Below are 16,180 nucleotides of genomic sequence, written 5' to 3' on the forward strand. Positions count from 1 at the left end.
CAACCTTAACGATTATTCTCACAACGCAGCCGGAGGCCACAAGCCATTCATCTGTAGTTTTACTACTCGTATATACATCCGAAAGGCTGAAATGCCCGAAGATTTGTAGTAAAACTACACGCCGCCGGAACAACCTCTCGGCAATCCAAGAATTTATATCGTCTGCCCACAAGGCCAGTCGCAAACTCAGGCAACCGATTCTGGAAGCCTTTCCGCCCTGGAGCAAGCCATGCAAGACCTCGATCCCGTCGAAACCCAGGAATGGCTGGACGCCCTGGAATCGGTTCTCGACAAAGAAGGCGAAGACCGCGCTCATTATCTGATGACCCGTATGGGCGAATTGGCGACCCGCAGCGGTTCGCAATTGCCTTACGCAATCACCACGCCATACCGCAATACCATTCCCGTTACCCACGAAGCACGCATGCCTGGCGACCTGTTCATGGAACGCCGCATTCGCTCGTTGGTACGCTGGAATGCGATGGCCATGGTGATGCGTACGAACCTGAAAGATTCTGACCTGGGCGGTCACATCTCCAGCTTCGCCTCCAGCGCAACCCTGTATGACATTGGCTTCAACTATTTCTTCCAGGCCCCGACCGACGAACACGGCGGCGACCTGATCTACTTCCAGGGCCACACCTCGCCAGGCGTTTACGCCCGCGCATTCATGGAAGGCCGCATCACCGAAGACCAGATGAACAACTTCCGCCAGGAAGTCGACGGTCAGGGCCTGTCGTCCTACCCGCACCCGTGGCTGATGCCTGATTTCTGGCAGTTCCCGACCGTATCCATGGGTCTGGGTCCGATCCAGGCGATCTACCAGGCACGTTTCATGAAGTACCTGGAAGCCCGTGGCTTCATTCCTGAAGGCAAACAAAAAGTCTGGTGCTTCCTGGGCGACGGCGAGTGTGACGAGCCGGAATCCCTGGGCGCGATCTCGCTGGCTGGCCGCGAAAAGCTCGACAACCTGATCTTCGTCATCAACTGCAACCTGCAGCGCCTCGACGGCCCGGTTCGCGGCAACGGCAAGATCATCCAGGAACTCGAAGGCGTGTTCCGTGGTGCCCAGTGGAACGTGACCAAAGTCATCTGGGGCCGTTTCTGGGACCCACTGCTGGCCAAAGACGTGGACGGCATCCTGCAACGTCGCATGGACGAAGTCATCGACGGCGAGTACCAGAACTACAAAGCCAAAGACGGCGCATTCGTGCGTGAACACTTCTTCAATTCGCCAGAACTCAAGGCGATGGTTGCCGATCTGTCCGACGACGAGATCTGGAAGCTCAACCGTGGCGGCCACGACCCGTACAAGGTCTACGCGGCGTACCACGAAGCGGTCAACCACAAAGAACAGCCAACCGTGATCCTGGCCAAGACCATCAAAGGTTATGGCACCGGTGCCGGCGAAGCGAAGAACACCGCGCACAACACCAAGAAGGTTGATGTTGAAAGCCTGAAGCTGTTCCGCGATCGTTTCGACATCCCGGTCAAGGACGAAGAGCTGGAAAACCTGCCGTTCTTCAAGCCAGAGCCAAACAGCGCCGAAGCCCGCTACCTGAGCGAGCGTCGCACTGCACTGGGCGGTTTCGTACCACAGCGCCGCGCGAAGAGCATCAGCGTGCCAACGCCGCCACTCGATACCCTCAAGGCAATCCTTGATGGCTCGGGCGACCGCGAGATTTCCACCACCATGGCTTTCGTGCGGATCCTCGCGCAACTGGTCAAGGACAAGGAAATCGGCTCGCGCATCGTTCCGATCATCCCGGACGAAGCCCGTACCTTCGGTATGGAAGGCATGTTCCGTCAGTTGGGCATCTACTCCTCCGTCGGCCAGCTCTACGAGCCAGTCGATAAAGACCAGGTGATGTTCTACAAGGAAGACAAGAAGGGCCAGATCCTCGAAGAAGGCATCAACGAAGCAGGCGCCATGAGCTCCTTCATCGCTGCCGGTACTTCGTACTCCAGCCACAACCAGCCAATGCTGCCGTTCTACATCTTCTACTCGATGTTCGGCTTCCAGCGTATCGGCGACCTCGCCTGGGCCGCTGGCGACAGCCGTACCCGTGGCTTCCTGATCGGCGGCACCGCCGGCCGGACCACGCTCAACGGCGAAGGCCTGCAACACGAAGATGGTCACAGCCACATCCTGGCTGCCACTATCCCGAACTGCCGCACCTATGATCCGACCTACGGCTACGAGCTGGCGGTGATCATCCAGGACGGCATGAAGAAGATGACCGAAGAGCAGCAGGACGTCTTCTACTACATCACCGTGATGAACGAGTCCTACCAGCAGCCAGCCATGCCGGCCGGTGCCGAGGAAGGCATCAAGAAGGGCATGTACCTGCTTGAAGAAGACAACCGCGAAGCGGCGCACCACGTTCAGCTGATGGGCTCCGGCACCATCCTGCGTGAAGTCCGTGAAGCAGCGAAGATTCTGCGTGAAGAGTTCAACGTCGGCGCTGACGTATGGAGCGTTACCAGCTTCAACGAACTGCGTCGCGACGGCCTGGCCGTAGAGCGCACCAACCGTCTGCACCCGGGCCAGAAGCCTAAACTGAGCTTCGTCGAAGAGTGCCTGAACGGCCGTAAAGGTCCGGTCATTGCCTCTACCGACTACATGAAGTTGTTCGCTGAGCAAATTCGTCAGTGGGTCCCGTCCAAGGAATTCAAAGTCCTGGGCACCGACGGTTTCGGCCGCAGCGACAGCCGCAAGAAACTGCGTCATTTCTTCGAAGTCGACCGTCATTTCGTGGTGTTGGCAGCCCTGGAAGCACTGGCTGACCGTGGTGACATCGAACCTAAGGTTGTGGCTGAAGCCATCACCAAGTTCGGTATCAACCCGGAAAAACTCAACCCACTGGACTGCTGAGGAGAGATTCTGTGAGCGAACTCATTCGCGTACCTGACATCGGCAGCGGTGAAGGTGAAGTAATTGAACTGTTTGTGAAGGTCGGCGACCGTATCGAAGCCGACCAGAGCATCCTGACACTTGAGTCGGACAAGGCGAGCATGGAAGTGCCTGCGCCGAAGGCCGGTATCATCAAGAGCCTGAAAGTGAAGCTCGGCGATCGCCTGAAAGAAGGCGACGAACTGCTGGAGCTGGAAGTCGAAGGTGCCGCAGCTGCGGCCCCTGCGGCTGCCGCTGCGCCAGCCGCCAAGGCTGAAGCCAAACCGGCTGCTGCGCCTGCCGCCGCTCCTGCTGCTGCGCCGGCTGCTGCCAGCGTTCAGCAAGTGCACGTGCCGGACATCGGTTCGGCGGGCAAGGCCCAGATCATCGAGATCCAGGTCAAGGTCGGCGACACCGTCGCGGCTGATCAATCCTTGATCACCCTGGAATCCGACAAGGCGAGCATGGAAATCCCGTCGCCTGCCGCTGGCGTGGTCAAGGCCATCAGCGTCAAGCTCAACGACGAAGTCGGTACCGGCGACCTGATTCTGGACCTGGAAGTGGCGGGTGCTGCGGCACCGGCTGCCGCCCCGGCCCAGGCGGCTGCTCCGGCACCCGCCGCTGCGCCTGCTCCTGCGGCAGCTCCGGCTGCTCCAGTGGCCGACAGCGTTCAGGACATCCACGTTCCGGACATCGGTTCGGCGGGCAAGGCCAAGATCATCGAAGTTCTGGTCAAGGCCGGCGACACCGTCGTAGCCGACCAGTCGCTGATCACCCTGGAATCCGACAAGGCGAGCATGGAAATCCCATCGCCCGCCGCTGGCGTGGTGGAAAGCGTTTCCATCAAGCTGGATGACGAAGTCGGTACCGGCGACCTGATCCTCAAGCTGAAAGTCAAAGGCGCTGCGCCTGCTGCTGCCCCGGCTCCGGCCGCTGCTGCACCGAGCGCTCCTGCCCCGGCCGCTGCGGCGCCTGCTGCTCCGGTAGCTGCCGCACCTGCCGCTGCACCGGCCAAGCCGGGCGCCAAGGTTCACGCTGGCCCGGCAGTACGCCAACTGGCCCGTGAATTCGGCGTCGAGCTGAACGCCGTCGGCGCCAGTGGCCCGCACGGTCGCATCCTCAAAGAAGACGTGCAGGTTTACGTCAAGGCGATGATGCAGAAGGCCAAGGAAGCACCGGCCGCTGCTGCGGGCGCAACCGGCGGCGCGGGCATCCCGCCGATTCCGGTTGTCGACTTCAGCCGTTTCGGTGAAACCGAAGAAGTGCCGATGACTCGCCTGATGCAAATCGGCGCGTCGAGCCTGCATCGCAGCTGGCTGAACATTCCACACGTGACTCAGTTCGATTCGGCTGATATCACCGAGCTGGAAGCGTTCCGCATTGCTCAGAAAGCCGTTGCAGAGAAGGCTGGCGTCAAGCTGACCATCCTGCCACTGCTGCTCAAGTCCTGCGCGCATATGCTCAAGGAACTGCCGGACTTCAACAGTTCGCTGGCACCAAGCGGCAAAGCGATCATCCGCAAGAAGTACGTGAACATTGGCTTCGCCGTCGACACCCCTGAGGGCCTGCTGGTACCGGTCATCAAGAACGTCGACCAGAAAAGCCTGCTGCAACTGGCAGCCGAAGCCGCTGCGCTGGCTGCCAAAGCCCGCGACAAAAAGCTCACCGCTGACGACATGCAGGGCGCTTGCTTCACCATTTCCAGCCTCGGCCACATTGGCGGCACCGGCTTCACGCCGATCGTCAACGCGCCGGAAGTGGCGATCCTCGGTGTTTCCAAGGCAACCATCCAGCCTGTCTGGGATGGCAAAGCCTTCCAGCCGAAGCTGATGCTGCCGCTGTCGCTGTCCTACGATCACCGCGTGATCAACGGCGCCGCTGCTGCACGCTTCACCCAGCGTCTGAGCAGTCTGCTGGCGGACATCCGCACGATCCTGCTGTAACACCGAGCGGCCCTCCCTCACCGGAGGGCCGCTCGCGTTCTACGTTTTCCGAGCGCCACGCTCGTACCTCAACCCCGCCAATTTGGCGGGGCTTTTTTTTGTCTTGATTTTTCCTACATTCGTGGCTGACAACGACCACAACGCCAGTCCACTTCCGCCCGATATTTTTCGCGAGCCAATAACTAGTCTTAGTCCGACTGACAGTTGATGAAACTGCATCAGTCATTTTCTGCTTAGTTAGCAATTACTTCGAATGGATTCGAACATGTTCAAACCAACTGTCGGCCCTATTATTGGCCACACTACAACTAATCACGCGCGCATATTTGTGCGCGGTGAACTTCAAAATAACGCACTGGTATTTGCAGGCATTCGTTATCGGTGCGTGGGTGAAGAGCACTGGTCACAAGGGACATTTGTAAAACTGACGCTCTTGCGCGATATGTCCGATGTCATCGCACTCAATGATTTGGCCAGCGACAGCGAGTACGAATATCAGGCCGGCTGGTTCAGCCCGATGAGTCCGGTGCATACCGTGGAGACCATTCAGGAACTGCCACTGCAATGGCCACGGGAGATTTACCGGTTTCGCACCCGGTCGAGAAAGACCAGCACGCCACGGGCTTATGTAGTCGGATCGTGCCGCTATCTGCGCATGACGGCGGGTATACCGTCTGCACCGCAACTAGGCGACCGGATTTTTGCTTCGATTTCCAATCTGGCACAGCAGGCAGACCCGCCTGTCAGCGCGATGCTGATGACCGGCGACCAAATCTATGTCGATGACCTGAACCTCATTGCTCCCGACCGGGACTACAAAGAAATACTCAGTAAATATCGTGCAGCATTTTCCCAACCGAACATCAAAAAGTTAATGTCCAACCTGCCGACTTACATGATCATCGACGACCATGAAATAGAAGACAACTGGCCCGCCAACGAAAGCAAGAGCGATGCTTACTTGTACAAAAATGCCATCGCGGCCTATGAGCTCTATCAAGCCAGCCATTGCCCGGCACACGAACTTTTAGCCAACGGACAAATAAGCAGAAAACTTGAACAGTATTGGTATCAGTTCGTCGAAGGCGATATTGAATGGTTTATCACCGACAGCCGCACTCGACGCAATTTATCAGCCGATGATCGCCGTATCCTCGACGAAGAACAGGAACAGGCACTGCTCAAATGGCTGATCCACAGCCAGGCGAGGGTCAAATTCGTGGTCACCAGCGTGATGTTCTACCCCGACCGCAAACTCCATGGCGATGACGCCTGGAAAGCCTTTCCGGAACAACGCCTACGGTTGCTGGAAACTATTCGTACGCACCGGATCAAGAACGTCGTCTTCGTATCGGGTGATGTTCATGGATCCTTGACGAGTCGCCTGACCCACAGCGAAGACCCGGACTTCGAGGTTCACACCATCGTCTCCTCGCCACTGTGTAACAGCAAACTGCTGCCGTATGCCAAGGCCTCCACGTTCATCCTGGATCAGGCGCTGGTGCAAACGGCTGCGGGGGACTATCGGCATGAACTGACCAGCAACGTGGTCAGCCAGGACAATTTCGCCCACCTGATCGTTGATCGCGGGCAGATTCAGGTCAATTACCACGATCGGGACGGCAAGCGATTACAAAGGGTCAACATCCCTCTGCACTAAGGCGAAGAAGGCCAAATGCGTTAGTTTTTAGCCAGTATTGGAGAAAACTTCACTCCTGCCGACATATTCTTATAGCACTTGGCCTTCATGTCTCTTGTCAGTCGGGGCCGCAATGATGCAACCTTGCCGCAGACAACAGTTAAGAGGGCGAGAGCCCGGCGCGTTCAGCATATTCGAAGCGAGTTTCCCTCCATGAAAAGCCAACCCGATGCCGCCAGCCGTATGGTGGCCGAGGTAGTGACGCAGTTGCCTGTGCCCTCGCGGCTCGGCATGCTGCGTTTCGAACGGCTGAATGAACCTAGCTGGGCGCTACTGTTTCTGGACCCTAATTGCGAACGTCATTTCGGGCTGCCAGCCGTAGACTTGTGTGCGCTGGTCGACTCACCCTACGCCAGCCTGATGGAGCCCGAAGCGCGCTATCAGCTGCATGACGCGGTCCAGCAGCAACTGACTGACAGTCCGAACTACCAGATCCGCTACACCTTGCACACGGCCTCGGGCGCCTTGAACCTGCTGGAACTGGGCGAAGCCTATAAACAGCACAATCGGCACCTGTTACGCGGCTATCTGCTCGTGGTCGACGACCTGCTCGACAGTAGTCCGCTATTGCCCGATCTGGAATCACAGAACTCGCGCCTGCAAATCGCCCTGGAGCTCAATCAGCTTGCCCAGCAGGTACAACTGCAGCATCTGGAGCGGGTACGCGCCCAGCAGGATCTGATCCTGTTGCTGACTCGCCAGCGCTACAGCAGCAACAACTCTCTGCAAGAAGCCGCCGAACTGATCACCCGCAGTGCCTGTGATATTTACCAAATTGACTGTGCCAGCCTGTGGAACCTTGAAGGTTCGATGCTGGTGCCGATTTCGGCCTATCACCGCGCCAACGGGGAATACCAGTTGCCGGAGCCGATCGATGTCAGCGGCTTCCCCGATTACCTCGAGGCCTTGCACAGCAGCCGTGCCATCGACGCCCAAAACGCCATGCGTGACCCGCGCACCCGGCACATGGCCGAGCGCCTGCGCCCGCGCGATGTGAACGCAATGCTCGACGCCAGTATCCGTGTCGACGGTCAGGTCGTTGGCGTGCTGTGCCTGGAACAGAGCGGTGCGAGCCGCGCCTGGCAGTCGGACGAAATCGCTTTTGCCGGCGAGCTGGCGGATCAGTTCGCCCAGGTCATCAACAACCACAACCGCCGCACCGCCACCAGCGCCCTGCATCTGTTCCAGCGTGCGGTGGAACAAAGCGCCAACGCCTTTTTGCTGGTCAATTGCGACGGCGTGGTGGAGTACGTCAACCCGAGCTTCACCGCGATCACCCAGTACACCACCGAAGAAGTCCACGGCCAGCGGCTGTCGGAACTGCCGGCACTGGAAAACCTCAGCGAACTGCTGTTCGACGCGCCCTCGGCGCTGGCCAAGAGCAATAGTTGGCAGGGCGAGTTCAAGAGTCGACGCAAAAACCTCGAACCCTACTGGGGGCAGCTGTCGATCTCCAAGGTGTACGGCGATAACCGCGAGTTGACGCACTACATCGGCATTTACGAAGACATCACCCAGAACAAACTCGCCCAGCAGCGCATCGAGCGCCTGGCCTACACCGATAACCTGACCAACCTCGGCAACCGCCCGGCGTTCATCCGCAACCTCGACGAACGTTTCGCCCGAGACACTGATACCCCGATCAGCCTGTTGCTGGTGGACATCGACAACTTCAAGCGGATCAACGACAGCCTCGGTCACCAGACCGGCGACAAACTGCTGATCAGCCTGGCCCGACGTCTGCGTAACAGCCTGAGCCCGAGCGGCAGCCTGGCGCGCTTCGCCAGTAACGAATTCGCCGTACTGTTGGACAACACCGACCTGCGCACCGGCCAACAGGTTGCCCATCAGTTGTTGATGACCCTCGACAAGCCGATGTTCGTCGACAATCAACTGATCAGCGTCACCGGCTCCGTGGGCCTGGCCTGCGCGCCGCTACACGGCCGTGACCCGCAAACCCTGATGCGCAACGCCGGTCTGGCGCTGCACAAGGCCAAGGCCAACGGCAAGCATCAGGTCCAGGTGTTCACCGAGGCGCTGAATGCCGAGGCCAGCTACAAGCTGTTCGTCGAGAACAACCTGCGCCGCGCCCTGACCCAGAACGAACTGGACGTGTTCTACCAGCCCAAGCTCTGCCTGCGCAGCGGCCGCCTGCTGGGGATGGAAGCGCTGCTGCGCTGGAACCATCCGGACAAAGGCATGATCCGCCCGGACCAGTTCATCAGCGTCGCCGAGGAAACCGGCCTGATCATCCCGATCGGCAAATGGATCGCGCGCCAGGCCTGCCGCATGAGCAAATCGTTGAGCGCCGCTGGCCTGGGCGATCTTCAAGTCGCCATCAACCTGTCGCCCAAGCAGTTCTCCGACCCGGACCTGGTGTCGTCCATCGCCAACATCCTCAAGGAAGAAGCGTTGCCGGCCCACCTGCTGGAACTCGAACTCACCGAAGGCCTGCTGCTGGAAGCCACCGAAGACACCCACCTGCAACTCGACCAGCTCAAGCGCCTGGGCCTGACCCTGGCCATGGACGACTTCGGCACCGGTTACTCGTCGCTCAGCTACTTGAAAAAATTCCCGATCGACATCATCAAGATCGATCGCAGCTTCATCCACGAAATCCCCGACAACCAGGACGACATGGAAATCACCTCCGCGGTGATCGCCATGGCCCACAACCTGAAACTCAAGGTCGTGGCTGAAGGCATCGAGACGGCCGAGCAGTTGGCCTTCCTGCGCCGCCACCGCTGCGACGTCGGCCAGGGCTACCTGTTCGACCGGCCAATCCCCGGCGACGAGCTGATCGAAAAGCTCAAACGCTATCCGCGTGGCCCGTTCGCCTGACAGCGGCCTGACACTCGGGCAAACTGGCGGTCTGATTACTACATCCCAACCTGACTGAGAGGACTGATCATGGTCTTGCGCTCGGAAATCCTGGTGAACAAAAACGTGCTTCCAACCAAAGAACAAGCTCTGCCTGGCCGCGAAACGCCAATGTCCCTGCCGGAAAAACACTTCGTCCACGACGCGCCACTGCTGGGTCCATTCATCACCGACGTGGATTTTGCGATTTTCGGCCTGGGCTGCTTCTGGGGAGCGGAACGTCGCTTCTGGCAGCGTGAAGGCGTGGTCAGTACCGTGGTGGGTTACGCCGGCGGTTTCACACCGAACCCGACCTATGAAGAAGTCTGCTCAGGCCTGACCGGCCACAGCGAAGTCGTGCTGGTGGTCTACGAGCCGGCAAAAGTCAGCTATGACGAGCTGCTGAAGATGTTCTGGGAACTGCACAACCCGACGCAGGGCATGCGCCAGGGCAACGACATCGGCACCCAGTATCGCTCGGTGATCTATGCGACCAACCCGGAGCAACTGGATGCCGCGCTCAAGAGCAAAGCCGTGTTCCAGGCTGAATTGACCAAGGCCGGCAAAGGCGAAATCACCACCGAAATCGACGAAGCGCCGACGGTCTACTTCGCCGAGGCGTATCACCAGCAATACCTGGCCAAAAACCCTGAAGGGTATTGCGGGATTGGCGGTACGGGCGTGACCTGTCCGATCTAGCGATAGCTACAAGCTACAAGCGGCAAGCGGCAAGACTGGACGCTCGCCGCTTTAAACTTGCAGCTTGCCGCTTGAAACTTGCCGCTGCTACTCAGCAATCAACCAATCCATCTGCCACCTACCTTGGGTCTGTCCCAATTTCTTGGACAACCACGGCAGCAACTCACGCAACTCCTCTTCCAGCCCCCACGGCGGATTAGCAATCGCCAACCCGGACCCGTTCAGACTGTTCGGCGTATCCAGCGGATGCACCAGCAACTCCACGCGCAACAACTTCGGTGCGCCGGAGCCCGCCAGATCCTGATAAAAGCGACGCAACATGCGCTGGTCCTTCACCGGGTACCAGATCGCCGCCACGGTTTGGCGCATCCGGCCAACCGCTTCTTTCAGCGACGCCGCACAGCGCTGCATCTCATCGAGCTGTTCAAATGGCGGATCAATCAACATCACCGCCCGCTTCTCCTGCACCGGCAACATCGCACGCGGCACATGCCAGCCTTCGCCCAAATGCACCTTGACCCGACGGTCGCCGGCCATGTTGTCCTTGAGAAGCAAGCCGTCTTCGGGGTGCTTCTCGTTGAGCATCACCCGATCCTGCGGCCGCGTCAGACGCCGCGCCAGCTCCGGCGATCCCGGGTAATAACGCAACTGACCATCCGGGTTCATGTCGTGCAGCACGTTCATGTAATCGGCGGTCAGCGCCGGCAGGTCCGGCTGATCCCACAGACGCGCAATACCTTCCAGGTACTCACCGGTACGGCTCGCCTGATCACCCTGCAGGTCATACAGACCAATGCCGGCGTGAGTGTCGAGATAGGCAAACGGCTGCTCCTTGCGCGACATCAGGGCGATGAGGCGGGTCAAAGTCAGGTGTTTGAACACATCGGCGTGATTGCCGGCATGGAAGGCGTGACGATAATTCATGATTGCTCCTGCGAAGGCCGGGAAGTTTACCTTGTACCGAGGCGAACGTCAGGGCCTCACAGCCGAGCGGGCAATTCGAATGGGCCCGCCCCTACACGATGATCGTTCCCACGCTCCGCGTGGGAATGCCTCAAGGGACGCTCCGCGTTCCAGCCACACCGCCGGTGTCGAGCCGGGCACCGATTTGACGCAGAGCGTCACGGGCTGCATTCCCACGCGGAGCGTGGGAACGATCATTCGGCGGCGTTAATCCGAAGCCCGAGCCCGCAACCGTCGCCCAATCACATCCAGCACATCACACCCATCCCGCAACGGGATGGCGCACAGCAAAGCAAAATCACTGAGGATGAACGACTCACACTCGACAGACCCGCGCATGGACATGTTCTCCAGCACCTGCGTAACGGCACGAATCCGATAGTTGGCGGCGTCGTATAAAACATCGAGCGGCGCGTGGGTATCGACGAACAGCGTGGGCATGTCAGTGCAGTTGCTGGTGAGGGCCATGAAGCGGTTGCTGGGGTGAGGGATTGGTTTTTCGTAGGGTGGATCTGGCGTTAGCGTCGTCATTTGTAAATTCCATGAGTATGAAAATGAGCTGCCAAACGCCCCCTCCTACAGGTTTGGGTGGCAGCCATGCGCAGGAGTAGGAGTACCGAGCACTCATGAACCTCGGTCACGCCGAAGCGTGTCCCGCGCACAGCCGCCGCGAACGATCATATGGACACGAGTTAAGTGCCGCAATCAAACGACAGAGCTGTTGCATCATGAGAGAGGGCTCCTACACCCTGCCACCACTTGCGCGGTGACAGCCCAAGACTATCCCTGCAACCCATCGCCCACCAGTTCATGGAAGCCGTCACAACTTGAAGGAAACTTCCGATGAGTCCGCCCGAAAACTTCGTAGTAGTTACGTGAACTTTAAACAATACTTAAACATCCCATAGTGTTGGCAATTGGCATTGAGAGAAAAAATGGGACCAGAAAAAAGAAAAAAGAAAAAAGGGGACGGATTTATTTATTACTCCGTAGCAACTCCTTCGAAGCTTGCAGCAAAAATAAACCCATCCTCTTTGTTGGCCTGCCAGCCAATTGAGAATGTATCCATCCCTCGCCGCTCAAAAATCCGGCACCAAACTCAAAAAGCCACATCAATACGAATCACATTTATTTTAATAAATTTTTGGTTAAAAAACGGGTAATCGTAATGAATATCTTGAGCATCGAAATCAATAAAGGATCTTAATACGGCACCATCTAAATAGCCCGCTAACACACATGAAAAACTGTCATCCTCCATTTCAACTCCGACATATTCATCCTGACTTACTTCCATGTCGATGCTATCAGGAAAAACCAATTCAAACTCAACCTCGTAAGTTTTACCGATTTCAATTTTAAATGGGCAGAAGTTAATAAAGCATTGCACCGCTACGCCATTGACAAGCAAAACAACCGCCTCTTCGACGACCTCGTCAATCTCCATGACAAGCGCACTATACTTCTTAGTCATTTACTGGCCTCAACTCGTTATCCTTTGCATTACCGTTTAACATTTTCCAGAAATCTTTTCCACTTTTTACATGCAGGGTTGTGATATCACCGTTATTTTTAGTACCGACAAATGCAAACTTTGTATCACCATTCCTCTGGGAATTGCCCAGCAGTTGCAAATAGGCGACTCTAACTTCTCCTTCATACGGATATTTCACTTTTATGCCTTGATTCACTACATCACGAGAAATTTGTAGGTATTCCTCTTTGCTCTGAGCGTCGAACTCTTTTTTACCGTGTTTTTTATAATGGAGGTCAAGCTTTTCATCATTCCTAAAATTTTTAGCAATGAAAAAGGGGACGGATTTATTTGTTGCTCTTATTAATACAAACAACACCTTCGAAGCTGGTAGCAAAAATAAATCCGTCCCCTTTGTTGCTTTGTTGTCCTTTGTTGATCAAGGAAACTTCCGACGAGTTCGCCCAGAAATTTCGCTCTGGTTCAGAGCTCCCATCTACCAAGTGGATTGGTCTTCAAGTCCCGCTTTGCGAAGATCATCCTTCCACTCCACAGTTGCCAATCGAAAAATATCTTCGAAAAAAGCTCTGGTGTTTTCCATCTCATCCCAACCACAAGGGAAAGACGTATATTCTTCATGGTCATACGCCAGCAGCGATTGAAAATCATAATCTTTATCCTGGAGAGCGTCCTCCAAACTTTTATAAATAAAAAATTTGTGACGGTATGACTTTCTTGTAGGCAAGCAGTATTTAAGTATTATCTCCTCTCTATCAGCCGGGTCATTAGGATCAAGCTTTTCAAGAGCCTCCCCTAGCGTTTCTTCACGGTCATAAATATCAACTCCCCCCAAAAAAAATGCGGGGGTCGGAAGGTAAGGTTGCCCATCATCCGGATCAATAAACATTTCTCACCTATTTAATTGGATATAGCGTAAATGGCACGCCCAAAAAAAGGGGACGGATTTATTTGTTGCTCTTATTAATACAAACAACACCTTCGAAGCTGGTAGCAAAAATAAATCCGTCCCCTTTGTTCTCTTTATCGTGAGTACTTTTACCTATAAAAGCGGAAAAGATTTACTCACCCTCTTATTCAAGGTCTTCCTCAGACTGATAACGCCGTAAACAGTTAAGAAGAACCATCATAAATCCTCTTTGGTCCTTAACATCTTCATCAAAATAAGTGTCAATTTTTGAAAAAACCCCGTCGAAATTGTCACCGCAACCTAAAAAATACTCCAAAGTGTCGATAAGCAATTGCCGCTCTTTTTGGCTATAGACAAAAAATTCCGGACGCATCAAGAGATCAAATAGTTCAGCGAGCTCATTCTCATCATTCACGTCCTTCGAAACTATTATTTCTTCCCTTTTCAAGTCACGTGTATTTTCTATATCGAAAACGAAAAGCAAACTACGTACATCCCAAATATTGTAAGAATTTTTCATTAGTCAAAACCCGTAAAAGCAGTTATCGGCTGACCCGCTGAATTCAAGTAAACTATTGCTTTGGTTTGTTCACCGTACTGCAAGCCGTCTCTCTTAAATCCCTCGCCTATTTTTTTACCCATTTCAATTGGACGCTTGGAAGCATTCAAACCACTCTGTTTAAAAATCAGCTGTGCGCGCTGTATCGCATTAAACTGATCACGATGGCTGAGAAAGTGTGTCGCCGCAGAGGGTATTACGGGCTCGTCCCTTCGCCTTCCCCTCTCGTGCCTTTCTATTTCGCCGGTCCCTGGGTTCCTACCTTCTTGCACTCGCTGATGCTGGGACTGCAGAGAGGTTTGAGCACCATGTTTCTGTAGAAAGTGGGCCTTATCAATTGAATCTTCCATTTCTTTCAATCGCCTATGAAAAACCCCCTCAGCCAACTCATCAATCCGCGCCCTCCGCTGATCACCCGTCAGCTTCGGCAGCGCCGGCTCACCCTCGTCAACCTTAGCGCCAGTCGTATCATCCGGCGCCCCACACCCAGGCTTATTCGGTGGAGGACAGTTCCCGCTCAACCCCAACGGATCAACCCACCCCGTCGGGTTCGGCGTGTACTGGTACTGATTCAGCCCACCCGCCAACTTGATCGGGTCCGGCGTCAGGTATCGGCCAACGTCCGGATCATAGTACCGATGCCGGTTGTAGTGCAGGCCGCTCTCGGCATCGAAGTACTGCCCTTGAAAGCGTAGCGGTTGCTCAAGTTGCTCGCCCCCGCCGAACGCCAGGTGCGTGACTTTGCCGTAGGCGTTGTATTTCGCCGACCAGACAATCTCACCACCAAAATCGGTCAGTTCCTGCGGTGTGCCGAGGTGGTCGAGTTGGTAGTAGAACGGGCAGGCCTTGCGCGGGCCTTTGCCGTCGAGCATGGCCAACGGGCGGAAGCTGCCGGGTTCGTAGACGTAGCTGCGGTAGTGTTCGCGGCCGCTTTCGGCGACGAGGTTGTCGCCTTGCCAAAGAATTCGGTGGTGTGGCCGTCGACGGTTTTGGCGATGCGGCGGCCGAAGGCGTCGTAGCGGTAGCTGGCGGTGCGACCGTCCGGGGTGGTGACGCCGATCAGGCGGTGTTGGCAGTCGTAGCGGTAGTCGGTGACGAGTTTTTGCCCGGTGCCGCGGCGTTCGCGGATCAGGTTGCCGAAGGCGTCGTAGTCGTAGTGGCGGTCGCCTTGCATGAGCAGGCGATTGCCCGCGACTTTCGCGGCGCCAGGGCGGTCCTGCATCAGCAGGTTGCCGGTGGGGTCGTGGGCGAAGGATTCCGGTGGGTCGTCGCGGCTGTGGCGCACGCGGGTCAGGCGGTTGAGTGGGTCGTAGGCGTAGTTGCGCTGGCCGTGGCGGGTGTCGGCGATGCGGTCGAGATTGCCGTTGGCGCTGTAGGCATAGTCGCGGCGATACAGCGGTCGCTGCTGTTGGCTGACGGCGTGAGCCTGCAATCGGCCCTGATCGTCGTAGGCATAGTCGCTGAGCAATTGGCCTTGCTGGCGTTGTTGTTCGCGACCGAAAGTAAATTGGTGGCTGGTGAGCCGCGCGCCGTTGAGGTCGATGGCGGTCAGTGCGCCGCCCTTGGCGTGGTGGTAATCGAGTTTGCTGCCATCCGGCAGGCGCAGGCGCTTGAGTTGGCCGCAGGCGTCGTAGCCATAACGCAGCGTGCCCCAGCCCTGATGTTCGGTGATCAGCCGGTCCTGTGGGTCGTATTCGAATTCCAGCGGATGGTCGTGGCCGTCGTCGACGCCGATCAGGCGGCCGAGGCTGTCGTAGCGGTAGTCGACCTGGATGCCGTCGGGCAGGGTTTTGACCAGTAAACGCCCGGCCGAGTCCCGCTTGTAAGCGGTGATCAGTTGCGAACCGTCAGAACCGAACTCGGTTTTCTCCAACAGCTGACCCTTGAGGTCGTAGGCATACGCGGTACGTTGGCCGTCGAAACCGGTTTCCTGTCGGATCAATCCGCCGGGGGTGTAGTCCAGCTGATATTGCTCGCCGGATTCGTTTTCGATTTCCGTGAGCAACAGTTGCGCGTTGTCGTAGCGATACTTCAGCTGAGTGCCGTCGGCATTGAGGCGGCGGCTGACCAGGTGCAGGTCGTCGAGGTATTCGTAGCGCGTGATGCGGCCGAGTTCGTCGCGTTCGGCAGTGATTTTTCCGTAGGCGTTGTAGCTGTAGGCGC

Annotated in this window: 11 protein-coding genes and 1 pseudogene; 5 read left to right on the forward strand and 7 right to left on the reverse strand. The window is 56.7% G+C overall.

Annotated features, from left to right (window positions below; translation table 11 throughout):
* Positions 1–229: 229 nt before the first annotated feature.
* The 5 genes from aceE to msrA all read left to right on the forward strand — a co-directional run bounded on the left by aceE (position 230) and on the right by msrA (position 10,093).
* Positions 230–2,875 (forward strand): pyruvate dehydrogenase (acetyl-transferring), homodimeric type, encoded by a 2,646-nt coding sequence (gene aceE / locus PMI22_RS10170; RefSeq protein WP_007947017.1) that lies wholly within the window; start codon positions 230–232, stop codon positions 2,873–2,875.
* Positions 2,876–2,886: 11 nt separating this feature from the next.
* Complete coding sequence (gene aceF / locus PMI22_RS10165; RefSeq protein WP_007947018.1) at positions 2,887–4,836, forward strand: dihydrolipoyllysine-residue acetyltransferase; 1,950 nt, start codon at positions 2,887–2,889, stop codon at positions 4,834–4,836.
* Positions 4,837–5,101: 265 nt separating this feature from the next.
* Positions 5,102–6,496 carry an alkaline phosphatase D family protein gene (locus PMI22_RS10160; protein ID WP_007947019.1) on the forward strand — a complete coding sequence of 465 codons (1,395 nt, stop codon included), beginning with the start codon at positions 5,102–5,104 and terminating at the stop codon, positions 6,494–6,496.
* 192 nt (positions 6,497–6,688) lie between these two features.
* Positions 6,689–9,376, forward strand: a complete 2,688-nt coding sequence (locus tag PMI22_RS10155; protein WP_007947020.1) for a putative bifunctional diguanylate cyclase/phosphodiesterase — start codon at positions 6,689–6,691, stop codon at positions 9,374–9,376.
* Between the two features lie 69 nt (positions 9,377–9,445).
* A complete protein-coding gene (gene msrA / locus PMI22_RS10150) occupies positions 9,446–10,093 on the forward strand; it encodes a peptide-methionine (S)-S-oxide reductase MsrA (RefSeq protein ID WP_007947021.1) in 648 nt (215 codons plus the stop codon).
* An 87-nt stretch (positions 10,094–10,180) separates the two neighbouring features.
* On the opposite strand, the gene PMI22_RS10145 is transcribed toward msrA, so the two are convergent.
* The 7 genes and pseudogenes from PMI22_RS10145 to PMI22_RS0129505 all read right to left on the reverse strand — a co-directional run.
* Positions 10,181–11,017, reverse strand: coding sequence for a 23S rRNA (adenine(2030)-N(6))-methyltransferase RlmJ (locus PMI22_RS10145; protein WP_007947022.1), 837 nt, complete (start codon positions 11,015–11,017; stop codon positions 10,181–10,183).
* A 246-nt stretch (positions 11,018–11,263) separates the two neighbouring features.
* On the reverse strand, positions 11,264–11,587 hold the full coding sequence (locus PMI22_RS10140; RefSeq protein ID WP_007947024.1) for a hypothetical protein: 324 nt from the start codon (positions 11,585–11,587) through the stop codon (positions 11,264–11,266).
* Positions 11,588–12,155: 568 nt separating this feature from the next.
* A complete protein-coding gene (locus PMI22_RS10135) occupies positions 12,156–12,530 on the reverse strand; it encodes a hypothetical protein (RefSeq protein ID WP_007947025.1) in 375 nt (124 codons plus the stop codon).
* Positions 12,523–12,927 carry a hypothetical protein gene (locus tag PMI22_RS10130; RefSeq protein ID WP_007947026.1) on the reverse strand — a complete coding sequence of 135 codons (405 nt, stop codon included), beginning with the start codon at positions 12,925–12,927 and terminating at the stop codon, positions 12,523–12,525. Before PMI22_RS10130 ends, PMI22_RS10135 begins: the two co-directional genes overlap by 8 nt.
* Positions 12,928–13,026: 99 nt before the next feature.
* Positions 13,027–13,437, reverse strand: coding sequence for a hypothetical protein (locus tag PMI22_RS10125; RefSeq protein WP_007947027.1), 411 nt, complete (start codon positions 13,435–13,437; stop codon positions 13,027–13,029).
* 184 nt (positions 13,438–13,621) lie between these two features.
* Entirely contained in the window at positions 13,622–13,978 is a 357-nt protein-coding gene (locus PMI22_RS10120) for a hypothetical protein (protein WP_007947029.1), read from the reverse strand.
* Positions 13,978–16,180, reverse strand: a pseudogene (locus tag PMI22_RS0129505) (RHS repeat-associated core domain-containing protein); the annotation flags it as partial. The pseudogene PMI22_RS0129505 and the gene PMI22_RS10120, both read right to left, overlap by 1 nt.

Source organism: Pseudomonas sp. GM21 (assembly GCF_000282215.1).
Classification (GTDB): Bacteria; Pseudomonadota; Gammaproteobacteria; order Pseudomonadales; family Pseudomonadaceae; genus Aquipseudomonas.

Coding starts and splice junctions, on each gene's coding strand:
- msrA (WP_007947021.1), top strand. CDS start 9,446: ATGGTCTTGCGCTCGGAAATCCTGGTGAACAAAAACGTGCTTCCAACC.
- PMI22_RS10145 (WP_007947022.1), bottom strand. CDS start 11,017: ATGAATTATCGTCACGCCTTCCATGCCGGCAATCACGCCGATGTGTTC.
- PMI22_RS10120 (WP_007947029.1), bottom strand. CDS start 13,978: ATGAAAAATTCTTACAATATTTGGGATGTACGTAGTTTGCTTTTCGTT.
- PMI22_RS10160 (WP_007947019.1), top strand. CDS start 5,102: ATGTTCAAACCAACTGTCGGCCCTATTATTGGCCACACTACAACTAAT.
- PMI22_RS10140 (WP_007947024.1), bottom strand. CDS start 11,587: ATGACGACGCTAACGCCAGATCCACCCTACGAAAAACCAATCCCTCAC.
- PMI22_RS10155 (WP_007947020.1), top strand. CDS start 6,689: ATGAAAAGCCAACCCGATGCCGCCAGCCGTATGGTGGCCGAGGTAGTG.
- PMI22_RS10135 (WP_007947025.1), bottom strand. CDS start 12,530: ATGACTAAGAAGTATAGTGCGCTTGTCATGGAGATTGACGAGGTCGTC.
- aceE (WP_007947017.1), top strand. CDS start 230: ATGCAAGACCTCGATCCCGTCGAAACCCAGGAATGGCTGGACGCCCTG.
- PMI22_RS10125 (WP_007947027.1), bottom strand. CDS start 13,437: ATGTTTATTGATCCGGATGATGGGCAACCTTACCTTCCGACCCCCGCA.